Source organism: Isoptericola aurantiacus (assembly GCF_044769875.1).
GTDB lineage: Bacteria > Actinomycetota > Actinomycetes > Actinomycetales > Cellulomonadaceae > Isoptericola > Isoptericola aurantiacus.
Map to the genome: position 1 here is coordinate 193392 of NZ_JBJBAE010000002.1, position 24427 is coordinate 217818.

A 24427-nucleotide genomic window follows, 5' to 3' on the forward strand; every position below is an offset into this window, starting at 1 on the left:
AGCACGGCCAGACGACGGCGTTATGAGTGGGGTTTGTGACTGATGGCTTCCGGATATCGAGTTGTTGCATTGGCAATGAGTGTGGTGCTGATGGGTTCAGGACTGCCGGCTGCGGCGCAGCCGCGGGCGGACGAAGGCCCGTCGCTGGCCGAGCGTGAGGACTGGTCGCTGGCGGAACGGGCGGCCTACGGCGAGAAGCTGTGGGGTGATGGTGAGCGAGTCGATGCGTTGATGGCGACGAGTCCGGTGCCGGCGGCGTCGCAGGATCTGTCGACGGTGGAGGGCACGACCGACTGGGCTGAATCGAGCGGTGAGGAGCTGGCCGCCACTGCGATGATCGACGACGGAACGGTGGAGCTGGCGGTCCCTGAGCATGGCCGGGCCAAAGGGCGCGCCGGCGATCTTCCGGTACAGGTCATCGCGACGGGGAAGTCTGCCGCCGGTGCGAACGTCGAGGTGCGTGCGGTTGGTGGCGAGCGGGCCGAGGCTGCTGGCGTCGGGTTGATCGTAGCGGCGGGTGCGTCGGCGCCGTCGACGCCTGGCACGAGGGTCGCGTCAGGTCGGGTCGAGGCGACGGTCGACGCCACGGCGCTGGGAGACATGGGCGGAGACTTCTGGCAGCGGGCTCGGGTGGTGGAACTTCCGGCGTGCGCGCTGGAGACACCCGAGGATCCGCAGTGCTCTACCCAGTCGGTGGTCGACGATGCTGTGGTCGACGCCGAGGCGCGGACGTTCACCGCGATGGTCGATCTGGACGGTGGCGGCGAGCCCGTCAGCGGGGAGCGTCAGTCTTCGACATCGTTGGCTACGGCGTCGATGACGGTGTTGGCGTTGTCGGCGGGCGTGTCGGGATCGGGCGGTGATTGGTCGGCGACACCTCTGAGCCCGTCGGCGTCGTGGGATGTCTCGAATCAGTCGGGCACCTTCTCGTGGACGTATCCGATGCGGGTACCGGCCACACCGGGTGGGCTCGAGCCCAAGATCGAGCTCACGTACAACTCGGGGTCGCTGGATGGGCGGGTGGCTTCGACGAACAACCAGTCCGGTGCGATCGGTGACGGGTGGAACCTGTCGACCGGCGGATACGTCGAGCGCAAGTACGTCCCGTGCGCACAGGACACGGCCGACGTCGACGGCAGCACGCCGAACAACGCGAGTCACAAGACCGGAGACCTGTGCTGGCAGGACGACAATGCCACGCTCGTTTTCGGCGGGAAGGCCAACGAGCTGATCCGTGACGAGACTTCCGGCGCGTGGCGGCTCAAGAGTGACGACAACACCCGGGTCGAGAAGCTCACGGGTGGCTGGAACGGAGACAACGACAAGGAGTACTGGAAGGTCACCACCGCGGACGGCACACGGTACTGGTTTGGCCGCGGCAAGCGGTCCTCCAGTGACGGCAAGCTGTACTCGGACTGGATCGTGCCGGTCTACGGCAACCACCCCGGTGAGCCGTGCCACGCCTCGACCTTCGCCGCTTCGCGCTGCAACCAGGTGTGGCGGTGGAACCTGGACTACGTGGTCGACACCTCGGGCAACTCGATGACCTACCGCTATGGCCGGGAGTGGAACCGGTACGGGTACGACAACAACACCGCGACGCAGTCGTACGTCTCTGGCGGCACGCTGGCGCGCGTCGAGTTCGGCAACCGGACGGGCTCAGATGTGGGCAGCACGACCTTCGCGCGGGTCGAGTTCACGCGGGGCTACCGTTGCCTGGGTTCGGGATGCGACTGGGCCACAGCGAAGGACAACCCGCAAGACTGGCCCGACGTACCCACCGACCTCGTGTGCACCGAGAACACGTGCCCGAACGTCACCTCCCCGGTGTTCTTCTCGAACCGGCGTCTGACGCGTGTCACGACCCAGATCCGCAACCTCAACGGGTCGGGGTGGCGCAGCGTGGACCGGTGGGACCTGACGCACACCTTGCCTGACCCCGGTGACGGGTCGAACGCCACGCTGTGGCTGAAGTCGGTCCAGCACCGGGGGACTGCCGGTGGCACGACGATCACGCTGCCGGCCACGACGTTCAGCGGGGTGCAGAAGGCCAACCGCGTCGACTCGCGCGCCGATGGCCGCCTGGCGATGAACCGATACCGGCTCAGCTCGATCCAGTCTGAGTCCGGTGGCGTCACCTCGATCGCCTATCACGGCACCAACTGCTCGCCGTCGTCGCTACCAAGTGACCCGGCGTCCAACGGCAAACGATGCATGCCGGTCTACTGGACGCCCGAGGGTGCAAGCGAGCCGGAGATGGAGTACTTCCACAAGTACCTGGTCCACACGGTCACGGAGAACGCCCGCGCCAGCGGATCTGACCCCGTGGTGACGTACTACACCTACTCGGGTTCGCCGGCGTGGCACTACGACGACAACCCGTTGGTGCCCAAGAAGCGGCGCACGTGGAGCCAGTGGCGTGGGTATGCGACGACCACGGTGCGCGCCGGTGATCCCGAGGCGCCGGGCCAGCCGCAGACCAAGACCGTCTACCGGTACTTCCGCGGTATGGACGGTGACCGCACCGCCTCGGGCGGGACGAAGTCGGTGTCCGTCGACGGGATCACGGACCACGACGAGTACGCGGGGATGCTGCGCGAGACGGTCACCTACAACGGTGTGAGCGTCGTGGAACGGGTCAAGAACGTGCCGTGGCGTTCGTCGGCGACGGCGACGGACGCCGACGGCGACAAGGCGTTCCACACCGGCGTCAAACAGGCCACGACCGAGACGACGCTGGCCTCCGGCGGGGTACGGACCTCGAACGTGTACACCACGTTCGACTCCTACGGCATGCCCACTCAGGTCAACGACACCGGCGACAATTCGACGTCGGCGGACAACGTGTGCACCCGCACCTGGTATGCCCGCAACACGAGTAAGAACATCCTCCAGACCCCGCGGCGCGTCGAGTCCGTGTCGGTCAAGTGCTCGGCGACACCTTCGCGTCCCGGCGACGTGATCACCGACGAGCGGTTCAGCTACGACGGTGGAAGCGTTGGTGCGGCCCCGAGCAAGGGGCGCCAGACGCTGCGCCAGGAGGCGGGCTCGTACTCGGGCGGCGCGGCGGTGTACAAGACCGTCGCGCAGACCGCCTACGACGCGTACGGGCGTGTGACCAGCAGTACCGATGCGTTGGGACGCACCACCACGACCTCGTACACCGACGAGGAAGGCTCCACCACGAAGCTGACGGTCACGTCTCCGGACCCGGATGGTTCGGGCCCGCTGACCAGGCACGTGACGGTCACCAATGTCGATCCTGCCTGGGGTGTGCCGACCAAGGTGACCGATCCGGCGGGCAAGGTCGCCACCGGCACCTATGACGCGCTGGGTCGGTTGACGCAGGTATGGCTGCCAGGCCGGGTCAAGGGCACCGACACCCCGAGCGTGAAGTACTCCTACACGGTGCGGTCGACCGGGCAGAACGCCGTCACCAGCTCGGCGCTGAACCACGACGCGACGTCCTACCAGACCTCGACCACGATCTACGACGGTCTGCTGCGGCAGCGTCAGACACAGGCGCCCTCGGCCGACCACAACAACCCTGGCCGGGTCGTCACCGACACCTTCTATGACTCGCGTGGTCTGGCGGTCAAGGAGAACCGGCCCTGGTTCACCACCGGTAGCCCGGCCACCACCCTGGTCACTACGAGTGCGGCCGTGCCGGGGTCGGTGGTGACTGACTATGACGGCGCCGGGCGTGCGATCCGCGAGATCTTCCGCGTCAACGAGGTCGAAGAGTGGCGCACGACCACCACCTATGGTGGTGACCGAGTCACGGTCGATCCGCCGGTGGGTGGCACCGCGACGACCACCTTCGTGGATGTGCGAGGCAACACCACGCGGCTGCGCGAGTACCTCGGTCACAACCCCAGCGGGGACCACCAGGACACCACTTACTCCTACGACGCGGGCGCTCGCCTGACGGGCATGACCGACGCGGCCGGGAACGAGTGGTCCTACGGCTACGACCTGCGCGGTCGTCAGATTTCCGCGACCGACCCGGACAAGGGCACCTCAAGCACGACCTACGACCTGGCGGGTCAGGTCACCACCACGACCGACGCCCGCGGGGAGACGCTGGCGTACACCTACGACAACCTCGGTCGTCGCACGAGCATGCGCGACGACACGACGACCGGCACGGTGCGTGCCCGGTGGGTGTACGACACCCTGGTCAAGGGACAGTTGACGCGTTCGGAGCGTGTGGCGGACGGCAAGACGTACACGGTGGCGGTCACGGGGTACGACGACCGCTACCAGCCGCTGGGGCAGACGGTGACGGTCCCGTCCGGGCACGGCAGCCTCACCGGTTCCTACACGACCGGGTACGAGTACACCGAGGACGGCCGCATCGAGGAGATGACACTCCCCGGGGTGGGCAACCTCGGACCCGAACGCGTCACGACGTTCTACGACGACGCGAATCAGCCTCACCAGGTCGGTACGGAGTTCGCCATGTTCAACACTCCGTGGGGCGCGGTCGTGGCCGGCAGCGATCACTCGCCGTATGGAGAGCTGCTGCGTGCCGATCTGGGGTCGAACTACTCGGTGATGTGGCATCAGCAGTTCGCTACCGGTACTCGCCGTCTGCAGACGTCGTGGGTGGCGCGTGGTGGGCGGGCCGGCTACGACTACGACGCGGCCTACAGCTATGACGATGCGGGCAACGTGCTCAAGGTCGCGGACACTCCTGATGGCGGCACCAGTGACGTGCAATGCTTCGACTATGACGGGCTGCGGCGGATGACCGAGGCGTGGACGCCGTCGTCGGGGGACTGTGCGTCGGCGCGGTCGGTCAGTGCGTTGGGCGGGGCGGCGAAGTACTGGAACTCGTACTCCTTCGATGCGGTGGGTAACCGTACCGGGCTGGTGGAGCGGGGTGCGGGCACGACGACGAGCACCTACACCTATCCGGGCTCGGGACAGGCTCGACCGCATGCCACGACGCAGGTCACTGCGACCGGTGCCGACGCTGGTACGTCCACCTACGGGTACGACGCGGCGGGGAACATGACGACTCGGGATCGGGCGGGTGAGCCTGCCCAGTCCTTGACGTGGGATGCCGAGGGTGAGCTCGCGACCGTGACGGAGGGTGGCACCACGGCGGGTTCGAACGTGTATACCGCTGATGGTGAGCGGCTGCTGCGTACCGAGGGGGGTAGCACGACGTTGTATCTGCCTGGTGGGCAGGAGGTCACGCTGGCCGGGGGCTCGGTGACGACGAAGCGGTACTACACCTTCGAAGGGTCGACGGTCGCGGTGCGGACTGCTGGTGGGGCGTCGGGGATGACCACGGTCGTGGCCGATCATCACGGCACGGGCACGGTTCAGGTCGACCAGGCCGACAACACGGTGGTGCGCCGGTACACGACTCCGTTCGGGGATGCGCGCGGCGGTCAGGCGAGCTGGACGGGTGATCACGGGTTCCTCGACAAGCCCGTCGATGCCACTGGGCTGGTGGCGGTCGGGGCGCGCTACTACGACCCGGGGCTGGGCAAGTTCATCAGCGTCGACCCGGTGATAGACCTGGGCAACCCGCAGCAGTGGTCGGCCTACACGTACGGGAACAGCAACCCGGTCACCTGGGCCGACCCCACCGGCGAGCTGCCCATGGGAGCCGGCCACACCGGCTACAACCCCCAGACCGACAAGAGCGGCGGCGACCCGTGCGCCAAGGCGAACTCGTGCGTCAAGACCGTCCGCGAGGAGCACACAGGCAAGAGCGTCAAGGTGCGGTACAACTACACCGACCGAGCGGTGCGCTACTTCGCCGCGAACCCGGACAAGTCCTACGCTGATGTCCAGGTCGACCGCACCTACAAGAAATGGGACGAACGCACCGCCGCGAAAGACGAAGGGGAGCGCAAGAGTCGCGAGAGGCAGGCGGCCGCTGACAACTCAACGCGATCAAGTTCGTGGTGGGACAAGCACGGCGACACGGTGTTGGGGGGCGTTAAGACTGGCCTTTCTGTTGCGGCTCTATTTGGTTGTGCAGTTTGCGGAGTCGCGACGATGGTGTGGACCGCATACGACGTCGCTACCGCGTCTAGCCTTGAGGAAGCAGGAGTCGCGGCGCTGGGATTCGTGCCGGCGGGCGCGGGGGCCAGTGCCCGAATCGCGCGGGGCATGTTCTATGCTCGCCAGACGGCAGCAAGGAAGGCTGGTCAGTACCAGGCTTCTCGAACGTGGCGTTCTCGTGGAAACTTTGTGCAAGATGAGGTTATTCCGCGCGCTGGCTACCTAGATGCGGCGGCGACCTTGTATGACATGAATAGATACTCCGCCGACCTCGAGGAGCGTTATGGTTGGTGAGCGAGAGGTGCGCCCCTCCCGACTTCTTCAAACACCTCCAGTCCTTACCCTCGCTGCCTCCATGGTCCCGAGGTTCTTCCGGGAGTCTGAGCATCGTCGCCAGCAGGTGCGCGAAGGGTGGTTCGGATACTGGCGCGGGGGTCCGCGCGCCAACAGCAACGGCGAGCAATTCGCTGCCGCTGCCGCGGCGCTCTTTCTGCTCGGAATCACGACGTTTCTGCCCGGCCTCTGGCTTGCAATCTGGATCGACAATCTGATCGCGCTCCCGTGGCCCATCGTAAGAGGCATCTTATTTGCGCCGTGGGTGTACTTGCTTTACGTATTCCTGTGTCGATACATATTTGAACCCGAGGAGCCATCTAGGCTTTCGCGGTTGGCATTATCGGCACCAGCAGAAGTCGGCATCTTTGGCATTTCGGTGGGCCTCAGCTACGTTGTGCAGTCCGTGCTCTGACCACAGGCGCAGTTCCTGATTCGTTGGCTAAGCGCGCAGTTTCCGCCGGTTACGACTAGGGCGTGTTTCTGAACTTGGTCCTTATCCGGCTCATCCGATCTGAGGGTGTAGCAGCGGTGGCGTGACCGGGTCGGGAGATGGGTCGAGGTCCCCTGATGATGGGGGTTCCTACACCAACCCATCCAGAAGACCTCGACGTGAGCGACGCTACCTTCCACAGCCCTGACCTGACCACGTTCTGCCGCCTCGACGAGCTCGGCCTCGTCGTGACCGGGCAACGCCTGGAGCCCGACCGTGCGGTGCTGGAGTGCCGCGTCCTGACGCGCGAGGACGACGTGTTCTGCCGCGGATGCGGTGCCGAGGGCGTCGTGCGTGACACCGTCTCGCGGCTGCTGGCGCACGAGCCCTTCGGATGGCGGCCGACAACGCTGCTGATCAGGGTGCGCCGCTACCGCTGCGCGATCTGCCGACGGGTGTGGCGCCAGGACACCACGGGCGCAGCCGAGCCACGGGCGAAACTCTCACGGGCGGCGGTGCGCTGGGCCTTGGTCGCGCTGGTTGCCCAGCATCTGACGGTCGCCAGGATCGCCGAAGCTCTTGACGTGTCGTGGGACACGGCGAACGACGCCGTCCTGGCCGAAGGTCGCCGGCTGCTGATCGACGACCCCGCCCGGTTCGACGGCGTCGCCGTCATCGGCGTTGACGAGCACGTGTGGCGGCACACCCGCCGCGGCGAGAAGTACGTGACCGTGGTCATCGACCTGACCCCGATCCGCGACGGCACCGGACCCGCCCGTCTGCTGGACATGGTCGAGGGCCGATCCAAGAGCGCGTTCAAGACCTGGCTCGCTGCCCGCCCGAAGACCTGGCGCGACGGCGTCGAGGTGGTCGCGATGGACGGGTTCACCGGCTTCAAGACCGCTGCGGCCGAGGAGCTGCCCGACGCGACCGCAGTCATGGACCCCTTCCACGTGGTGAGGTTGGCCGGCGACGCCCTGGACCGCTGCAGGCGCAGGGTCCAGCTCGATCTGCACGGCCACCGCGGCCGCGCCAAGGATCCGCTCTACCGCGCCCGGCGGACCCTGCACACCGGCGCCGACCTGCTCACCGACAAGCAGAAGACCAGGATCGAGGCGCTGTTCGCCCGCGACGAGCACATCGAGGTCGAGGCGACCTGGGGCATCTACCAGCGCATGATCACCGCCTACCGCCATCCCGACCGATCCCAGGGCCGGGCTCTCATGACCGCGGTGATCGACTCGGTGGCCCGCGGCGTCCCGGCCGCGCTGAGCGAACTCGTCACGCTCGGGCGGACCCTCACCAAGCGCGCCGACGACGTGTTGGCGTTCTTCGACCTGCCCGGCAACAGCAACGGCCCCACCGAGGCCATCAACGGCCGCCTCGAACACCTACGCGGCTCCACCCTGGGCTTCCGGAACCTGACCCACTACGTCGCCCGATCGCTCCTGGAAGCCGGCGGCTTCAGACCACGACTACACCTTCGGATCGGATGAGCCCAGATAGCCCTGCGATTTGCAGCCGGCCTTACGACATCCATTCCGTCCACGCCTTGGCCACTGCTCCGACTCGATTCTCGACCTGCTTGGCTGTCTCCTGCTCGTACTTGGCCCAGGCGGCTGCCTGCTCCTCAGGTGTGCCGCCGAACAGCCCGTAGTTGGCAGCGAGGTTGCCGGCCGTCCGGGTGCAGCGCGAGCACCACTCGCTTGCATCACCCGGTCAGCCGCCAGCGGCTCGCCGTACAGGAACCATCCGCCGGGCGCGGACATGCCGTCATGGCGTCCGTATTCGTCGTACTGCCCGTGGTGGGCGCTGCTGTTGAGGCATCCGTACGGGCTGCCCCAGTGCTTCTTCGTGCCGCTGCTGCCGACGATGCTGGCCGACGGGCGCCGCACGCAGTAGCGGGTCGGGCGACCGAAGGCATCCGCTTCGATGAAGTGCACGGCTGGCCCATCGCCGCAATCCCAGCAGCCGTGCCTCGCGGCGAGAGCGAGCGCGGCCCCCAGGTCGTCGTCATCGGGCGAGGCGCTCGGGTCGACCGTGGGCTCCCAGTCGTCGTAGAGGCCGCTCCAGCGGCGCCAGGCGTGGTCCTCAGGTGACCACCGCAACCTGCCGCCCATACTGGCGTACATGATGACGGCGTACAGACCATCGAAGACGGCCAGGTTGGGAGCGGGGTCGGGGTCGGGGCTCACGTCTCGTACTTCGCGGCCGGATAGGGCAGTTGGCATTCACCATCCTGGCTGATCTGCGGCCTGAAGGCCCGCGGGATGTGACCGCAGTCGGGACTGCCGCACCGATCGGGACTCCCGCAGGAGCTGGGTGCAGATGTTTGCGTCGTTCGAGTCCGCGTGCCAAAGGGCGCGACGTCGTGCCGGCGGTGAACTTGCAACCGGGATTGATTCAGGTTGAATCACGACGTAGCCTGGTGGTCGAGGAGGAAGCCATGTCTGCTGTTGCTGTCGCCGCGCACGAGCCGAGCCTGAGGCTGTCCTACGTCCGCGCTCGCCTGGCCGAGATTGACCGCATGCGACAGGTGTATCTGGCGTCGCTGGACGGGTTGCCGCAGCGAGACATCGCTGCGGCGGTGCACCTGTCTCAGGCGAGCGTGCACCGGATGATCGTGCGGGCGCGCGCGCTGGGTATCGATCGCGAGTCGGTCGAGGAGGTCGTGCTGCAGCGGTTCGTCGGGCAGATCTCTACCGCGCAGATGCTGGAACGGCTGGCCTCGATCGAGTCATGGGTGCCGCGCGTCGTCGACCCGGTCGACGGTGTCCTGCCGGGCGACTCCTGGGCCGACTTGGACGAGCTGTGCGAGGACGGGTTGATCAGCGAGGACGAGGTCGACCAGGTTCTCGACGACCGTGAGTGATCTGCACGCGAGCACGCACGCTGCTGCGTGCGCCGCTGTCCGCGGCGGGGCGCCGCTGGACGTGCTGTTGACCCGCGGGGAGCAGCGGCGCCTGGTACGTGAGGCCCGCGACTGGTACCTGGACACCTTCGCCGGGAGCGTCACGCGGCTGGGCACTTGTGTGGTCGCTACGGCTGGCCCTCCTGGGGCTGGCAAGTCCTCGATCCTGCCTATCGCGGTCCCGGATCTGAGCTCGCGGTTGGTGATCGACCCGGACAGGGTCAAGGACTACCTCGCCCGCTGGTGCACCGAGCATGCAGCGTTCTACGCCGATCTGTTGTCCACGGCTCTGCCCGACGGTGGCACCGTACGTCCCCTGGAGCTGTCGCCGTTGCTGCAGACCGTGTCCACCGAGGTGGCCAACGCGGTGCGCCGCGACGCCCTCGCCCAGCGCATGGACATCGTGGTCGAGGCCACGATGGCGTCACCCGCGTACGGGGAGCGGCTCCTGCTGTCCCTCGCGAAGGCCGACTACGAGGCACTGCTCATCGTGTCCGTCGAGACGGACCAACGGACCGCGCACGCCCGCGCAGTCGAGCGGTGGTGGACCGGCCGCCAGGCTGAGCCCGAGCTCGGCGGACGCCTGGTCTTGCCAGAGACCATCGACGCCGCCTACCCCGGCGCCAGATCAGCAAGCGCCTGCCGCACCAACGTTCGCGACCTCGCCGAGACGATCCGCTCCGGCGGCACCTCGATCGAGCACGTCACCATCGTCGAGTACGACGACGGTGCGCTCGCCCGACTCGACGCCGACCCGCCACGCGCACTCGACGCCTGACGTTCCTGGGCATCTAGGTGGGCATCTACGGTATCCCCACGGGCCCGACAGCGACCGACGACCGTCGACGACGAGCCGCGGAATCTCGAGCGATTCGGATGAGGGACGTGAGGACGGGGGAGGGCTCGCCGAAGCCAGCAGTGGGTCGCGGTGCCAGTGGGGGGATCGGGTCGGGACCTGGTCACGGGTCGGACCGGTGCTGGACACGGTGACTGCTGACGGTCATCCCGTCCGCATCTGCTTGAGCAGTGCTCTGGCTGCAGTCGGCCAGACCTTGGACTTCTGGTCGCGTGCGGCCAGCAGCAGGAGGGCGACCTGGTCGATTACGCCGTCGATGTCGGGCTCGCCGTAGTGGGCGTGCGTCGCGACGCCGTTGCCGATGGACACCAGCAGCTCGGCCATCGCGTGCGGTCGCACCCAGGACCGGATGTAGCCGGAGGCCCGCATCTGGAGTAGCTTCTCGAGGGCTTCGCGTGAGGTGGAGGAAGCCAAGCGTTTCGTTGAGCTCCTCGGCTTGGCGTCGAGGTAGCGCTGGTGGTCGGTGATCTCGGTGCACCCCAAGGGCGCCGCTGCCGTCCTGGAGAAGGTCCTGACCGACGCGTCGGTGGGCACTGGCGTGTTCTACGACCGGGCCGGTCGGCCCATGGCCGCGTCGAAGCAGGTGAGTGACCCCGAGTACAGCGACCGGTACGTCGCGCAGACTCGTGCGCTGCTTGAGACTCTCGACACCGAGGCGTCGGCACCGCCAGCGTGACGGGACACCGGCTGGCTGACGGTTATCGCACGGCTCGGCGTTGCTCGATAGTACCGAGGACGTCGTCGAGCCGGCGCAGGACGTCCTGCTGAACCTGGACGAGATTGGCGCCGTCATCGCTGTTGATCCAGCGGTGGAACGCGATGCGGAACGTGCTGGTGGCGATCTCCGCACCCAGCCTCGCGGTGACCTTGTCCGCTCCTCGCTCGGCGAAGGCATCCTCGAGAGAGCCTGCGAGGCTTGCGAGCTTGGACCGTTCGCGTTCGGCGAGTCGATCCTCGGCGTCCAGGATGCCCTGGCGGGCGCGGGACCAGGTGCGCGGCCGGTCACGGAACGACTGTGCACCGGCCAGCACCGACGCCTCGATGAGGGCGCGCACGTTCGGGTCAGGTGCGCCGGCGGCTGCCTCGAGGAAAGGGCGCTCGAACTCGTCCTGCGGCGTGAACAGGACGTCACGCTTGTCGGCAAAGTGTCGGAAGAAGGTCCGCTCGGTGACGCCGGCAGCCTGGGCGATCGCTGTAGCGGTCGTGGCGTCGTACCCGTCGCGGGAGAACAGTGACAGTGCGGCTTCCTGCAGCCGCTGCCTCGTGGCCCGACTGTCGCGCGGCATCCGACCTCCCAATTGTCAGTTACTGACGTTACGTGTATCGTCAGTAACTGACACGATAGTCGCTACTCTCACGGAGGTCAGCATGCACATCTTCATGACCGGTGCCAGCGGCTGGATCGGGTCCGCCGTGGTCGACGAGCTCCTCGGGGCCGGCTACACGGTGACCGGCTTGGCCAGATCCGCCACCACAGCTCGCGCGATGGAGCGCCAAGGCGTCACGGCACTGCACGGCGACCTCGACGACCCGGACTCCCTGCGGCAGGGCGCCAGCAGGGCGGACGCCGTCGTGCACTTGGCGAACAAGCACGACTGGGCCCACCCCGACGTTATGAACCGCGCCGAGCGCAACGCTGTGCGGACTCTGGGTGACGCGCTGGCGGCCACCGACAGGGCCTTCCTGGTGGCGTCCGCCCTCGCCGGCGTGCGGTCCGACGGAGTCGCGACGGAAGACGACCCGTCGCCCGCGGTCGGGCTTGACTCGATGCGTGGCGGCAGCGAGAACCTTGCGCTGGACTATTCCGAGCGCGACGTGCGCGCTATGGCCGTCAGGTTCGCGCCGAGCGTCCACGGTCCCGGTGATCCAGGGTTTGTCGCTGCACTAGTTCGCGCGGCTCACGCCCACGGGTTCTCGGCCTACCCCGACGAGGGAAGCAACACCTGGTCAGCCGTGCATCGCGCCGATGCCGCCCGCCTGATTCGTCTGAGCATCGAGACCGCGCCGGCCGGCTCTCGTCTCCACGCCGTCGGCGAGGAGTCCGTGAGCACCCGCACGATCGCCGAAGCCATCGCTGCACGTTACTCACTGTCGTCATCATCGATCCCGAGCGAGGACGCGGTGGCTCATTTCGGCTCGGTCGGACGCTTCTTCACCCAGACGATCCACGCCAACAGCACGCGCACCGAGAACCTGCTGGGCTGGGCCCCGACCCATTCCACACTTGAGGCAGACATCCACGACGGAGCGTACGACTCGGCCTGAGCGGACCACCAAGCTCGACCGGCACATCGAACGGGACCGCTGCACGGTGAGGTGACGCCCCGGGGTGCGGCGAAGCGCTGCTGCCCCGAAGGTCACGCGACGCGGGCTGCCCCGCAGGCTCTCGGTGGGTCGCCCACCGAGAATCCCCGAGGACCTTCGGCTCCCGGGGGGAGGGTGTCAAGAGACTCTACGAAACAGCGCTCACGGCGTGGCGTACTGGTGTCCTCGGGAGGGGAACACGATGAACGAACCGGCGCGACGCGATGGCATCACCGTCGGATTCGATGATTCGCAGGAGGCGCGGCACTCCCTCGAGTGGGCCGTCGGTGCCGCCTGCCGCAGGGAGACAGGTCTGACGGTCGTGCACGCCTACCAGGTGCCGGTCCAAGCGGGCCCCGCGAAGTTCGGACACGTGCCGGACGTTCTGCACGATAATTCTCTGGGTGTGCTCCGACACGCGCAGGAGCACCTCGCCGAGCTCGGTGTGTCGGACGTCCCGCACGGCGATCTGCACTTTGACTCGGTGCGGGGCGAAGCAGCGAGCGTCCTCATCGACCGGTCCCGCACGAGCGAGCTGACCGTGGTGGGGAGCCGTGGCCTGCGGACGTTCGATCGATTCCTCCTCGGTTCGGTGTCGGCGACCTTGTCGGCGCGGGCCTACGGACCCGTCGCCGTCGTCCCGGGCAGCGCCTCCGCCGGGCGGGTGTCGCGTGTCCTGGTAGGCATCGATGTGATGGACCGTGACGACCACGTGCTGGGCTTCGCGTTCGACGAGGCGGCACGCGCGGCAGCGCAGCTCCTCGCCGTCCATGTGTTCGACCCGGACCACGGGGGAGCACGCGCTGCTGACCGCGCCTGGGTCGATCGCTGCTGCAGCGATGCGAGGGAAGCCCTCGTCGCTGTCGCCGACCGGTGGGGTGACACGTATCCGTCGGTTCGGTGGTCCGTCGAGGTCCGGTCGGGGCGCGCGGCGGAGACGCTGCTCGCCGGAACGCACGCCGATGACCTGGTCGTCGTGGGAGGGCGCCGTCACCCGAAGTCTGCCGGTTGGATGCTCGGGTCCGTTCCCGATCGGCTGCTCAAGCTCGCCCCGTGCGCGGTGATCGTCGAGCACGAGCACGACTGAGCATCGACGACGGCGCCGGCCCGGTCCGGCAGCTGCAGCACCCGACGGGACACCAGGGGAACGGACCGGACCGGCCATGACTTCTGCGCACGGCACGGTGCGGTGGGTCGCCCGTGCGGCGAGCGAACATGCGACGATCGCCGTCATGACGCCTACGCCGGCGACGAGGTCTGGGGCCGGGCCCGAAGAGGATCTGCTGCGCAACGCCGAGGCCCACGCCACCACGCGTGTGCCGGTCGCCGCTCCGGACGAGCGGGTTGCCCACCTGTGGAGCCGACTCATCGGGCAGGACTACGACTCCGCCGCGGTGGTCGCGGTCTGCGACGGCCCGCGGCTCGTCGGCCTCGCGGCCATCGAACGCCTCCTGCGTGCTCCCTCGGGGGTGACCGTGGGCTCCCTGATGGACTCCGACCCGCCCCGGGTCTCTCCTGACACCCACCAGGAGCACGTCGCCTGGACCGCCGTGGAACACGGAGAACCCGGCATCGCGGTCGTCGACGACGGGGGTCGCTTTCGCGGACTGATCCCGTCCCACGTGCTCCTCGGTGTGCTGCTGGAGGAGCACGACGAGGACATGGCGCGCCTGGGTGGCTACCTTCGCAGCACGTCGGCGGCCCGTTCGGCGAGCACGGAGCATGTGGGACGACGACTGCTTCACCGCCTGCCGTGGCTGCTTCTCGGACTGGCGGGGGCGCTGGCGGCTGCTGTCGTCGTCGGCGCCTTCGGTCGGCAGCTCGAGGAGGAGGTGCTGATCGCCTACTTCCTTCCGGGCGTCGTCTACATCGCTGCGGCGGTCGGCATGCAGACCGAGACGCTCGTGATCCGTGGCTTCTCGCTCGGCGTCGGTCTTCGAACGGTGGCGGTGCGTGAGCTGGTGACCGGAGGACTGCTGGGCGTGGCCATGGCCGGTATCGCCTTCCCCCTCGTCTGGATCGGGTGGGGGCGGGCTGATGTGGCGGCGTCGGTGTCGTTGGCGATGCTCGTCGCCTCCTGCGTCGCGACGGCGGTCGCGCTGCTGCTGCCGTGGTCCCTGCGCCGTCTGAACAAGGACCCGGCCTTCGGGTCGGGGCCGATCGCGACCGTGCTGCAGGACCTCCTGACGGTCACGACGTATTTCCTCTGCGCTCTCGCGATCGTCTTCTGAGGTCGCGCACGACCACCTCGTGTCGCCGTCGTGCCTCGACTCCGTGAGAGTCTTCGTGGCCTGAGCACGGCCGCCCCCGGTTGCGTGCGCCGGCACCGATGGTGACCACCAGGACACCGGAGTAGAACGGTGGAATGGAGCCGGTGCGGGTGTTTCTCCTCGACGACCACGAGCTGGTGCGGCGCGGGTTGGAAGGGCTCCTCGAGGCAGCGGGAGGCTTCGAGGTGGTGGGCGTGTCGGGCTCCGCACGCGAGGCCGTCCGAGAGATCCCGCGGTGCCGGCCCGACGTGGCGCTGCTCGACGTCCGGCTCCAGGACGGTTCGGGCATCGAGGTGTGCCGGGAGCTGCACTCCAGGGTGCCCGAGGTGCGCGTCCTGATGCTGACGTCGTACGACGACGACGAAGCGTTGTTCGCAGCGATCATGGCCGGAGCGTCCGGGTACCTGATGAAGGTGATCACGGGCTCGGACGTGATCGACGCGGTGCGCCGGGTCGCGACCGGGCAGTCACTGATCGATCCCGCCCTGACCTCTCGCGTGCTGGAGCGGCTCCGTGCGGGGTCGGCGGAGGCGCCGGCGCTGGCATCGCTGAGCGAACAGGAGCACAAGGTCCTGATGCTCATCGCCGAGGGGCTGACGAACCGGCAGATCGGTGGACAGATGTTCCTGTCGGAGAAGACGGTGAAGAACTACGTGTCGAACATCCTGACGAAGCTCGACCTCGAGTCGAGGACGCAGGCGGCGGTGCTCGCGACGCGCCTCCTGGGTGACGCGTCGGATCGCAGGCCCACCTGACACGGGCCGGCGTGCGGTGCGCGGTCACGCACCGCCGGAGCCCCTGCCGGCGGCGTGCACCGGGACCCGCCATGTCAGCACGGTGCCGTGCGGTGCGCGTGGGGTGATCTCGAAGGTCCCGTCGAGCTCCGCGGCGCGTTCCTCGAGGTTGAGGAGTCCGCTCCGTGCCTGGTTCGGGTCGAACCCCTTCCCGTCGTCGCTGATCACGCAGGTCAGCTCGTCACGAGTGGCGACGACGTCGACATGGACCTCGTGCGATGCGGCGTGCCGAGAGACGTTGGACAGCCCTTCGCGCAGGACGGCCACGACATGGTGGTGCAGCGTCGGGTCGGCCATCGTGTCCACGGGGCCGTCGATGCGTAGCACGGGGGCGGGCTGCATGACCCGCGAGTAGTCGGAGACGATGGCCTGGATCTTCGCCCGGAGCGAGTGCTGCCGGCTCTCGGAAGGGCGTAGCTGGTCGATCGACTGCCGGACCTCGCGGATCGTGGCGTCGAGGTCGTCCGTCACGGTGTGCAGCCGCTCGCGGACCTCAGGGGGTGACTGCCGCTCGACGGTCTGCAGCTGGAGGCCCAGGGCGAAGAGGCGCTGGGTGACGCCGTCGTGCAGGTCGCGCGCGATCCGGTTGCGCTCGGCGAGGACGGCGATCTCCTGCTGCATGGCTCGGGTGTGCCGTCGTTCGAGGACCAGGGACGCCTGGCCGGCGAAGTTGGCGACGAAGTCGAAGTCCTCGCCGAGATGCTCGGCGTACCCGCGCCGGGGAAGCACGATGACGAGCGCACCCCGGGTCATGGTGTCGAGGGACATCCGGGTCATGACGGCACTACCGTCCCCGGGCAGATCGACCCAGCGCGTCTGGCTGCTGGCCATGGCGAGCATGAGGGCGGGATGCAGGTCGGCGAGCGTGTGACGGGGGTCGCGGCTCAGGTCCCCGGCCGCGGCGCGGACGGCGAACGTGCCCACGGCCTCGGGCGCGGGGTCGGGAGCGATCGCCATCGCCGTCGCGCCGCCGGACGCGCGCAGGGCCGCGCGGAGGACGGCGTGGACGGCTTCCTGGGTGTCCGTCGCCCGCAGCACCTCCGACGGTGTCGCCGCCGCTGCCTCCAGCCAGCGTGCGCGGCGCTCCGCCGTCATCAGGAGCCGGGCGTGGTCGATCGCGAGGCCCGCGAGGCCGGCCAGCGCGGTGACGGCGTGCTCGTCGTCGGCGGTGAACGCGGGGCCCGTGGCCTTGTCCGTGAGGTAGAGGTTGCCGAACACCTGGCCGCGCACCTTCACGGGCAGACCGAGGAACGTCGTCATCGGCGGGTGCCCGGGCGGGAAGCCCGACGACGACGGGTGACGCGACAGGTCGTCGAGCCGGAGCGCCTCCTGATGGACGATGAGGTGCCCCAGCAGGCCGCGGCCCGTGGGCAGGTGCCCGATCCGCTTCCGCTCCTCGTCGGTGACGCCCTCGGTGACGAACTCGACGAGGTGGCGGCGGGACCGGCCGATCACACCGAGGGCGCCGTAGCGAGCACCGGAGAGCGTGCACGCGGCCCGCACCACGCCGAGCAGGAGGTCGCGCAGGTCGAAGTCCGCCGCGTCGCCGCTGACCGCCTGCAGGACCGCGTCCTGCATCTCGGCCGAGGTCTCGTCCATCTGTCGAGCGTAGGGGCCCCAGGCCCCACGACGCTCCCGGAGACGTGCCCTCCGGACGACGGGCCACGCGCGGGTCAGGTGTCGACGGGTGGGGACTGCGGGTCGCCCGTCGCGGTCACCTGCGCCCGTTCGGTGGCCTCGTGCTCACGGGTCGCTTCCATGGCAGGTCGGGACGCCACCACCTCGACCGGGCACCGGGCGTGCTGCAGCACGGCGCGGGTCACGCTGCCGAGCACGGAGGTGATCCTGCGCGCGGCAAGTGCGCCGTGCCCGTGGCGGCCCATGACCAGGAGGTCTGCACCGGTCGAACGTCGTACCAGGGTGTCGGGGACGTCGGCGTACTCGAGGTGGAGGTCGAACGGCACGTCGGGGTGGGCTCGCGCAGCCGTGTCGACGAGGTGGTCGACGATCCCGCGGGCCTGGAGGCCCCACTGCTCCTGGACCGACGATTCGTCGACCAGATAGCTGTAGAACGGGTTCAGGCGCCAGCAGTGCACGATCTCCAGCCGGGCGGCGTGCTCCTCGGCGGCGGCGAACGCGTGCTCGAGCACGTCGGCCGAGCTCCACGAGCCGTCGACGGCGGCGACGACGCGGTGCGCGTCCGCCCGCTGCACCCAGTCGTGGGGCACGCTCACGACGGGGCAGACGGCGCGGGACACGACCCCGAAGGTGGTGCTGCCGGTGAACATCCGCTCCAGCAGGGTGGTCGAGCGGTGCCCGAGCACGACGAGGCGAGCACGCTCCGCGGCGGCGACGAGGAGGTCGACCGCCGGCCCGAGCGCGACCTGGAGGCGGACGGGGACCGTGCCGTCCGAGAGGTCCTCCACGAACTCCTGGGCCTCCGCGAGGAGCTGGTGCCCGACGTCGATCAGCGACTCGCCGCTGATCAGCGGGAGCATGGGCCCGACGGGGACGATCTCGTGGACCGCGTTGACCAGCCACAGGGTGCAGCCGGCGCGCTCAGCCTGTCGGACCGCGAACGCCAGGGCCCGGGAGGCCTCCGGTGACCCGTTGATCCCGACGACGATCGGGCGGTCCGACGGAGCGCCCTGCGACGGTGTCCCCATGGCGAGCTCCTCCCCTGAGTGCTCCTGGACGGCGTTGCCTCCTCCATGCTTCTTCTTCCTGCGCACGAACGACAGAGCCATGCGCACCTGAGAGGGGGTCCATAGGGCCCCGGCGCGGAGGTGAGGTGGACGGCCCGCCGGAGCACCGGGTGACCAAGGGCCTCGGCGACCAGGGTCGTGCGGCCCTGTCGGGTTCCTGAGGCGGCGCGTTGGAATGGACCCCGGTCGTCACGTCCCGACATGGAGGCCCGTCATGAAGGCGTTGGTGTTCGAAGGTCCCGGGCGACGGACGTGGCAGGAGGTCCCTGACCCGACGGTGCACGACCCGCAGGACGCCGTCGTCCGTGTGGACGCGGTCACGATCTGCGGCACCGACCTGCACATCCTCCAGGGCGACGTGCCCACCGTGGATCCGGGACGCGTCCTGGGTCACGAGGCGGTCGGGACCGTGACGGAGGTCGGTCCCGCGGTGCGGGACCTGAAGGTCGGCGACCGTGTGCTCGTCTCGTGCATCACCTCGTGCGGACGCTGCCCCTACTGCCGAGCCGGGCGGTACGGCCAGTGCCTGGGCGGCGGCGGTTGGATCCTGGGCCACCGCGTCGACGGCACCCAGGCCGAGCTGGTCCGGGTGCCGTTCGCGGAGACGTCCACCCATCTGCTGGACGGTGCCGTGCCGGACGAGCAGGCGCTGATGCTCGCCGACATCCTGCCCACGGCGTACGAGGTCGGGGTGCTCGCCGGCCGGGTGCGCCCCGGGTGCAGCGTGGTCGTCGTGGGCGCCGGGCCGATCGGGCTCGCCGCCGTCCTGACCGCGCGGCTGTTCAGCCCTGCCGTCCTCGCCGTGGTGGATCTCGCGAGCAACCGGCGGGACGCAGCCCTGCGGGCCGGGGCCACCCACGCGCTGGACGCCGGACGGAGCCTGGTCGAGCAGGTCCGGGAGCTGACGGACAGCCTGGGGGCGGACGTCGCCGTCGAGGCCGTCGGCACACCAGGCACCTTCGAGTCCTGCGTGGAGGTCGTCCGGCCTGGCGGCCATGTGGCCAACGTGGGCGTGCACGGCGCTCCCGCGACCCTGCACCTGGAGCGCGACTGGATCCGCGACCTGACGATCACCACCGGGCTCGTGGACACCGTCACCACGCCGTCGCTGCTGAGCATGGCCGCGCGCGGCCAGGTCGACGTCGGACCGCTCGTCACGCACCGCTTCGGGTTCGACGACATCGACCGGGCGTACGAGGTGTTCTCCCACGCCTCGGACAGCGGTGCTCTGAAAGTGGTCCTGACGAGGAGCACGTGACCGGACGGCACGGCGCAGATCGGGCTACGACTGGCCCGTGCACTGCGCGTCGCGACTCGACTCGGTGAGCCGGTGACGCTGCTCATGACCCGCCGCATGCTGCACGGCATCCGTCGGCGTGCCGAGCGAGCACGGTGAGTGAGGGAGCAGGGGCATGGTGACCATCGACGAGGCCCGGGCGGCCAAGCGGACCCTGCGCGCGAGGCTCGTGGACGTCCGGAACGTCTGCGGTACGGGCCTCGCGTGCCGTGGAGGTGACCGTGAATGGGTGGTGCAGGTCGACGTGACCTCGCCGGGAGCCCGCCGCCGGATCCCCGCGACCGTGGACGGCGTGCCCGTCCGCGTGCGCGTGGTCGGGCCGATCGGCAGCGCCCCGAGGTCGGGATGAACCCTGCCGCTCGGACGGTGGCGAGCCGCTCGTCAGGCCTCGGTGCGGGTGCGGCGCGGCAGCGACCCGCCACGGTCGGCCACGAACGACACGTCCGTGGCGTGGGTGCGCACCAGGGGATCGGCCAGGGGGTCGCCGCCGAGCGCGTGGGCGACGTGCAGGAGCGGTCGGCGGCTCTCGAACTCGCGGGCCAGGGCGTCGAAGATGGGGGTGTCGGTCGTGCGCACGGGAACATCTTGCGAGACGGCCACCGGCGTGTCGGGCCGGACACGGCCGCCTTCACACTCACCTCACACCGTTCCCGCGCAATCCGTCGCCGGGTCTCCTGTTGCGTCTGCCCTGCCGCGACCGGATGATCGTGCCGGGTGACCAGCAGGTTCGCACCCATGACGAACCGACGTCGGCCGTGCTCGCTGTGCCGTCACGGTCGCCCGAGATGCCGACGGAGAGGGAGGACATGACAGTCACCGCACCCGTGGAGCTCGTGCTCATCGAGTTCCCGCACAGCGACTTCACCGGGGAGATCGTCGCCGAGCTCGCCCGGCTGCAGTCGTCCGGGACGATCTCGGTGCTCGACGCGCTCGCGGTCCGCAAGGACGACGACGGCGACATCGAGTGGCTCGAGGCCGTGGACGCCGGCGCCGAGCTCGGGGATCTCGTCGGAGAGCCGAGCGGCCTGCTCGCCGAGGACGACGTCGACGCGATCGCCGCCGACCTCGAGCCCGGTGCCGCCGTCGGTATGGTCGTGTTCGAGCACACGTGGGCCGCCGGGCTCACGTCGGCGATCCGCGACGCGGGTGGCCGGCTCATCGACATGACCACGGTGCCCCCCGCGGCGCTCGAGGAGCTGGCCGCCGTGATCGACGAGGAGGACTGAGATGGTGATCAGGAGAGTCGGTCGGGTCGGACGGCCCGGACTCATCGGCACGATGGCGCGCACCGCCGTCGTGGCGGGCACGGCGAACGCCGTCACCCGCGGGATGAACAACCGTGCGGGGGCCCGTGCGGAGGAGCAGGCTGCGGCCGACGCGTACAACGCGCAGCAGCAACAGCTCGCCCAGCAGCAGCAGATGCAGCAGATGCTCGCGCAGCAGCAGGCCCAGCAGGCGCAGCTCGCGCAGGCGCAGCCCGCTGCCGGTGGCGGGGACACGATGGCGCAGCTGCAGAAGCTCGGCGACATGAAGAACGCCGGCCTGCTCACCGACGCCGAGTTCGCCGCGGCCAAGGCCAAGATCCTCGGCTGACCCGGCAGGCACGACGGCGCGGCCCCGGTCCCTCAGGGGCGCCCCGCGCCGTCGTGCCTTCGCGCCGCCACCCTGCGATCCAGGGATCGCGACCCGACGGAGAAGGATCCCGTGACCACCACACCCCCGGAGCCCGCCGCGGAGGCCGAGGCACCGCTGTCCGACGAGCAGCGAGCCGTCCGCACGCGCGGCTACGTCGGCGTGCTGCTCCTCTCCGCCGGGGTCGGCATTCCCGTCTCCCTGGTCGCGTTCGGCTTCCTGGCGCTCCTGCACGCCGCCGAGCACGGCGTGTGGGAGACGCTCCCCGAGTCCTTCGGGTACGACGTCGCGCCCTGGTGGTGGGCGCTGCCCTGGCTGCTGGTGGGCGGCGTCCTGGTGGGCGTCGCGATCCGCTGGCTGCCCGGCCACGGTGGTCACGTGCCCATCGACGGCCTGGGCCTGGCGCCGGTCCCCGCCCGCTTCGTGCCGGGGATCCTGCTCGCCGCCCTCGCCGGCCTGCCGCTCGGCGCGGTGCTCGGGCCGGAGGCCCCGCTCCTCGCGCTCGGGTCGGCCTTCGCACTGATCTTCGTGCGGCCGGTGGCGGCCCTGGACGATCCGGCGGCCAAGGCCCTCATCACCGTCGCCGGTGCCTCGGCGGCGCTGTCCGCCATCTTCGGCAACCCGCTGATCGCGGCCGTGTTCGTGCTGGAGGCCGCCGGGCTGGCCGGTCCCAAGCTCGCCCGGGTCGTGCTGCCGAGCCTCCTGGCGTCGGGGGTCGGCTTTCTCGTGTTCACCGGCATGGGAGCCTGGACGGGGCTCGAGATCTCCTCCTTGAGCCTCCCGCCGGTGGAGGGCCCGGAACGGCTCGACCTCGCCGACGTGCTGTGGGCGATCCCGGTGGCGGTGGTGATCGCGTTCGCCGTCCGGCAGGTGCAGCACCTGGGGCGCTGGACCAAGGCGCGCGCCGTCGCCCGTCCCCTGGAGTACGCCGTGGCGGCGGCCCTCGTCGTGGGGCTGTGTGCGGCCGCCTACGCCCTGCTCACGGGACGCTCGCCCGAGGACGTCGCGCTCAGCGGCCAGGGCCTCCTCGAACCGCTCGCGTCCGACCCTGCCGCCTGGTCCGTCCCCGTGCTGATCGCGCTGATCGTCCTCAAGTCGATCGGCTACGGCGTGTCCCTGGGCGCGCTGCGCGGCGGTGCGATCTTCCCCGCCGTCCTGCTCGGTGCCGCCGCCGGCGTGCTGGTCTCCGGTCTGCCCGGATTCGGGGCGCTCCCGGCGATGGCGGCGGGCATGGCCGCCGCGACGGCCTCGGTGCTGCCGTTCCCGGTGGCGTCCGCGGTGCTGGTCGTCCTGCTGCTGGGCCCGAACGCCACCGCGATGGCGCCCGTGGTGCTCGTCGCCGTCGTCGTCGCGTTCGTCTCGGAGCAGATCATCGCGCCGCAGCGTGCTCAGCGCGCGGGCCGGACCGTCTGACGGGTCCGGTCTGGGCGGTCACTCGCCGGTGGCGCCGTCCAGGGCCTCGCGCAGCAGGTCCGCATGGCCGTTGTGCCGGGCGTACTCCTCGATCAGGTGCACCAGGATCCACCGCAGGCTGAACGCGCCGTCCCCGTGGCGGCTCTCCCGGGCCGCGAGCTGGTCGAGCCCGCCCTGGACCAGCGCGGCGTCCAGGACACGGTCCGAGGCGGCGACGGCTTGGTCGAGCAGCTCCTGCAGGTCCGCGGGGGAGTCGGTGGCGGCGGAGTGCCACTCCCAGTCGGGGTCCGCGGACCAGTCCACGGTGTCGAACGGCGGCAGGGGGTCACCACCGTCCAGGACGACGAGGAACCAGTTCGACTCCACGTAGGCCAGGTGCTTGAGCAATCCGCCGAGGGTCATCGTGGTGGGCGGCAGCGGGGTGCGCAGCTGCTCGGCGGTGAGGCCGGCCGCCTTCCGGCGCAGCGTGTCGCGGTGGTAGTCGAGGAACGCGCGCAGCGTCGTGGACTCGTCGGCGCGCAGCGGAGGTTCGGTGCGCTCGAGGGCGTCGGGCCAGGGCATGTCGCGGAGCCTAGTCGCGCAGTCCCGCGAGCAGCGCGGCGCGCTCCAGGACCTCGTCGAGCATCGGCTCGGTCAACCGTCCCGTGAAGGTGTTGTGCGGTGAGACGTGGAAGCAGCCGAGCACCGTCAGCGTCCCGGGTGCGTCCGACGCCGCCGCGCCCTTCCCGCCGTCGCCGTCGCCGGCCCGGGCAGCGGCCGCCAGCGTCAGCTCGGCCCCGTGCCCGAACCGGGGGCGGGGCCGCGGCACGGGCCGTCCGGCACCGGCGAGGAAGCCCAGCAGGGCGTTCCACCCGACGGCGCCCAGCGCGACCACGACGCGCAGGGTCGGCGCCAGCAGCTCGAGCTCGCGCGCCAGGTATGGCGCGCAGCGGTGCCGTTCGGCCGGCGTGGGACGGTTCTGCGGTGGGGCGCACCGCACCGGTGCCACCAGCCGGACACCGCGCAGCCGCATCCCGTCACCCCGACCTGTCGAGGCAGCCTGGTTCGCGAAGCCGGTGCGGTGCAGCGCCGCGAACAGGAAGTCCCCGCTGCGGTCCCCGGTGAACATCCGGCCCGTCCGGTTGGCTCCGTGCGCCGCCGGAGCCAGGCCGACGACGGCGACGGCGGCCCGCGGGTCGCCGAACCCGAGCACCGGGCGCGCCCAGTAGGTCTCGTCGCGGAACGCCGCGCGCCGCTCGGCGGCCACCTGCTCGCGCCAGGCGACCAGGCGGGGGCACGCCCGGCACGTCACGACGTGGGCGTCGAGCGCGCTCAGCGTGGGCAGGGCTGCCGCACCGTCGGGGTGCGTGACGTCGTCGGCGACCATGGGGCCATCGTGGCCGGGCCCGCGCCAGGTCGCGAACCCTGCCGGGGCCCCGTCGCGCCGTCGCGTGGTACGCCGCTCGCGGTCCCGGC

At 69.8% G+C, this 24427-nt stretch carries 22 protein-coding genes; 15 read left to right on the forward strand and 7 right to left on the reverse strand.

The annotated features are described in order from the left end of the window. Positions 1-75: 75 nt before the first annotated feature. The 5 genes from ACIQLL_RS07640 to ACIQLL_RS07660 all read left to right on the forward strand — a co-directional run bounded on the left by ACIQLL_RS07640 (position 76) and on the right by ACIQLL_RS07660 (position 10479). The gene (locus tag ACIQLL_RS07640) at positions 76-6318 is read left to right on the forward strand and encodes an RHS repeat-associated core domain-containing protein (RefSeq protein WP_402465058.1); all 6243 of its coding nucleotides are present in this window, start codon (positions 76-78) and stop codon (positions 6316-6318) included. A 61-nt stretch (positions 6319-6379) separates the two neighbouring features. Further along, positions 6380-6772 carry a hypothetical protein gene (locus tag ACIQLL_RS07645; protein WP_402465061.1) on the forward strand — a complete coding sequence of 131 codons (393 nt, stop codon included), beginning with the start codon at positions 6380-6382 and terminating at the stop codon, positions 6770-6772. Positions 6773-6969: 197 nt separating this feature from the next. Then, positions 6970-8286 (forward strand): ISL3 family transposase, encoded by a 1317-nt coding sequence (locus ACIQLL_RS07650; RefSeq protein WP_402465064.1) that lies wholly within the window; start codon positions 6970-6972, stop codon positions 8284-8286. Positions 8287-9218: 932 nt separating this feature from the next. Beyond that, positions 9219-9662: a sigma factor-like helix-turn-helix DNA-binding protein gene (locus ACIQLL_RS07655; protein ID WP_402465066.1), complete on the forward strand. Its 444-nt coding sequence runs from the start codon at positions 9219-9221 to the stop codon at positions 9660-9662. A 160-nt stretch (positions 9663-9822) separates the two neighbouring features. Then, complete coding sequence (locus ACIQLL_RS07660) at positions 9823-10479, forward strand: zeta toxin family protein (RefSeq protein WP_402466256.1); 657 nt, start codon at positions 9823-9825, stop codon at positions 10477-10479. Between the two features lie 222 nt (positions 10480-10701). On the opposite strand, the gene ACIQLL_RS07665 is transcribed toward ACIQLL_RS07660, so the two are convergent. Continuing rightward, positions 10702-10971 (reverse strand): hypothetical protein, encoded by a 270-nt coding sequence (locus ACIQLL_RS07665; protein ID WP_402465069.1) that lies wholly within the window; start codon positions 10969-10971, stop codon positions 10702-10704. Between the two features lie 49 nt (positions 10972-11020). Between ACIQLL_RS07665 and ACIQLL_RS07670 the strand changes: the two genes are divergently transcribed. Then, positions 11021-11233: a hypothetical protein gene (locus ACIQLL_RS07670; RefSeq protein ID WP_402465071.1), complete on the forward strand. Its 213-nt coding sequence runs from the start codon at positions 11021-11023 to the stop codon at positions 11231-11233. Positions 11234-11255: 22 nt separating this feature from the next. Here ACIQLL_RS07670 and ACIQLL_RS07675 read toward each other — a convergent pair whose 3' ends face one another. Next, positions 11256-11843 (reverse strand): TetR/AcrR family transcriptional regulator, encoded by a 588-nt coding sequence (locus ACIQLL_RS07675; RefSeq protein WP_402465074.1) that lies wholly within the window; start codon positions 11841-11843, stop codon positions 11256-11258. 82 nt (positions 11844-11925) lie between these two features. Here ACIQLL_RS07675 and ACIQLL_RS07680 point away from each other — a divergent pair, with 82 nt between their 5' ends. From ACIQLL_RS07680 to ACIQLL_RS07695, 4 genes are all read left to right on the forward strand, one after another. Next, the gene (locus ACIQLL_RS07680) at positions 11926-12822 is read left to right on the forward strand and encodes an NAD-dependent epimerase/dehydratase family protein (protein WP_402465077.1); all 897 of its coding nucleotides are present in this window, start codon (positions 11926-11928) and stop codon (positions 12820-12822) included. 241 nt (positions 12823-13063) lie between these two features. Beyond that, positions 13064-13948: a universal stress protein gene (locus ACIQLL_RS07685; RefSeq protein ID WP_402465080.1), complete on the forward strand. Its 885-nt coding sequence runs from the start codon at positions 13064-13066 to the stop codon at positions 13946-13948. Positions 13949-14093: 145 nt separating this feature from the next. Next, positions 14094-15092: a magnesium transporter gene (locus tag ACIQLL_RS07690; RefSeq protein ID WP_402465083.1), complete on the forward strand. Its 999-nt coding sequence runs from the start codon at positions 14094-14096 to the stop codon at positions 15090-15092. Positions 15093-15241: 149 nt separating this feature from the next. After that, the gene (locus ACIQLL_RS07695) at positions 15242-15886 is read left to right on the forward strand and encodes a response regulator (RefSeq protein WP_402465086.1); all 645 of its coding nucleotides are present in this window, start codon (positions 15242-15244) and stop codon (positions 15884-15886) included. A gap of 24 nt (positions 15887-15910) precedes the next feature. Here ACIQLL_RS07695 and ACIQLL_RS07700 read toward each other — a convergent pair whose 3' ends face one another. Further along, positions 15911-17524 (reverse strand): GAF domain-containing sensor histidine kinase, encoded by a 1614-nt coding sequence (locus ACIQLL_RS07700; protein WP_402465089.1) that lies wholly within the window; start codon positions 17522-17524, stop codon positions 15911-15913. A gap of 74 nt (positions 17525-17598) precedes the next feature. After that, the gene (locus ACIQLL_RS07705) at positions 17599-18672 is read right to left on the reverse strand and encodes a universal stress protein (RefSeq protein ID WP_402465091.1); all 1074 of its coding nucleotides are present in this window, start codon (positions 18670-18672) and stop codon (positions 17599-17601) included. Between the two features lie 172 nt (positions 18673-18844). Between ACIQLL_RS07705 and ACIQLL_RS07710 the strand changes: the two genes are divergently transcribed. Both ACIQLL_RS07710 and ACIQLL_RS07715 read left to right on the forward strand, forming a co-directional pair. After that, a complete protein-coding gene (locus tag ACIQLL_RS07710; protein WP_402465094.1) occupies positions 18845-19888 on the forward strand; it encodes a zinc-dependent alcohol dehydrogenase family protein in 1044 nt (347 codons plus the stop codon). A 154-nt stretch (positions 19889-20042) separates the two neighbouring features. Beyond that, positions 20043-20276 (forward strand): hypothetical protein, encoded by a 234-nt coding sequence (locus ACIQLL_RS07715; RefSeq protein ID WP_402465097.1) that lies wholly within the window; start codon positions 20043-20045, stop codon positions 20274-20276. Positions 20277-20308: 32 nt separating this feature from the next. Here ACIQLL_RS07715 and ACIQLL_RS07720 read toward each other — a convergent pair whose 3' ends face one another. Continuing rightward, on the reverse strand, positions 20309-20503 hold the full coding sequence (locus ACIQLL_RS07720) for a hypothetical protein (RefSeq protein WP_402465100.1): 195 nt from the start codon (positions 20501-20503) through the stop codon (positions 20309-20311). 230 nt (positions 20504-20733) lie between these two features. Between ACIQLL_RS07720 and ACIQLL_RS07725 the strand changes: the two genes are divergently transcribed. From ACIQLL_RS07725 to ACIQLL_RS07735, 3 genes are all read left to right on the forward strand, one after another. Then, positions 20734-21153, forward strand: a complete 420-nt coding sequence (locus ACIQLL_RS07725; RefSeq protein WP_402465103.1) for a DUF6325 family protein — start codon at positions 20734-20736, stop codon at positions 21151-21153. A 1-nt stretch (position 21154) separates the two neighbouring features. Beyond that, the gene (locus ACIQLL_RS07730; protein ID WP_402465106.1) at positions 21155-21520 is read left to right on the forward strand and encodes an SHOCT domain-containing protein; all 366 of its coding nucleotides are present in this window, start codon (positions 21155-21157) and stop codon (positions 21518-21520) included. Positions 21521-21631: 111 nt separating this feature from the next. After that, the gene (locus ACIQLL_RS07735; protein ID WP_402465108.1) at positions 21632-22972 is read left to right on the forward strand and encodes a chloride channel protein; all 1341 of its coding nucleotides are present in this window, start codon (positions 21632-21634) and stop codon (positions 22970-22972) included. Positions 22973-22990: 18 nt separating this feature from the next. On the opposite strand, the gene ACIQLL_RS07740 is transcribed toward ACIQLL_RS07735, so the two are convergent. After that, on the reverse strand, positions 22991-23533 hold the full coding sequence (locus ACIQLL_RS07740) for a DinB family protein (protein ID WP_402465111.1): 543 nt from the start codon (positions 23531-23533) through the stop codon (positions 22991-22993). Positions 23534-23543: 10 nt separating this feature from the next. Beyond that, a complete protein-coding gene (locus tag ACIQLL_RS07745) occupies positions 23544-24338 on the reverse strand; it encodes a uracil-DNA glycosylase (protein ID WP_402465114.1) in 795 nt (264 codons plus the stop codon). Positions 24339-24427: the final 89 nt, after the last annotated feature.

What these genes read in the sequence shown, in the direction of transcription:
- ACIQLL_RS07690 (WP_402465083.1), top strand. Translation starts at nt 14,094, where the DNA reads ATGACGCCTACGCCGGCGACGAGGTCTGGGGCCGGGCCCGAAGAGGAT.
- ACIQLL_RS07700 (WP_402465089.1), bottom strand. Translation starts at nt 17,524, where the DNA reads ATGGACGAGACCTCGGCCGAGATGCAGGACGCGGTCCTGCAGGCGGTC.
- ACIQLL_RS07710 (WP_402465094.1), top strand. Translation starts at nt 18,845, where the DNA reads ATGAAGGCGTTGGTGTTCGAAGGTCCCGGGCGACGGACGTGGCAGGAG.
- ACIQLL_RS07740 (WP_402465111.1), bottom strand. Translation starts at nt 23,533, where the DNA reads ATGCCCTGGCCCGACGCCCTCGAGCGCACCGAACCTCCGCTGCGCGCC.
- ACIQLL_RS07685 (WP_402465080.1), top strand. Translation starts at nt 13,064, where the DNA reads ATGAACGAACCGGCGCGACGCGATGGCATCACCGTCGGATTCGATGAT.
- ACIQLL_RS07675 (WP_402465074.1), bottom strand. Translation starts at nt 11,843, where the DNA reads ATGCCGCGCGACAGTCGGGCCACGAGGCAGCGGCTGCAGGAAGCCGCA.
- ACIQLL_RS07730 (WP_402465106.1), top strand. Translation starts at nt 21,155, where the DNA reads ATGGTGATCAGGAGAGTCGGTCGGGTCGGACGGCCCGGACTCATCGGC.
- ACIQLL_RS07725 (WP_402465103.1), top strand. Translation starts at nt 20,734, where the DNA reads ATGACAGTCACCGCACCCGTGGAGCTCGTGCTCATCGAGTTCCCGCAC.
- ACIQLL_RS07640 (WP_402465058.1), top strand. Translation starts at nt 76, where the DNA reads ATGAGTGTGGTGCTGATGGGTTCAGGACTGCCGGCTGCGGCGCAGCCG.
- ACIQLL_RS07705 (WP_402465091.1), bottom strand. Translation starts at nt 18,672, where the DNA reads ATGGCTCTGTCGTTCGTGCGCAGGAAGAAGAAGCATGGAGGAGGCAAC.
- ACIQLL_RS07680 (WP_402465077.1), top strand. Translation starts at nt 11,926, where the DNA reads ATGCACATCTTCATGACCGGTGCCAGCGGCTGGATCGGGTCCGCCGTG.
- ACIQLL_RS07645 (WP_402465061.1), top strand. Translation starts at nt 6,380, where the DNA reads ATGGTCCCGAGGTTCTTCCGGGAGTCTGAGCATCGTCGCCAGCAGGTG.
- ACIQLL_RS07745 (WP_402465114.1), bottom strand. Translation starts at nt 24,338, where the DNA reads ATGGTCGCCGACGACGTCACGCACCCCGACGGTGCGGCAGCCCTGCCC.
- ACIQLL_RS07715 (WP_402465097.1), top strand. Translation starts at nt 20,043, where the DNA reads ATGGTGACCATCGACGAGGCCCGGGCGGCCAAGCGGACCCTGCGCGCG.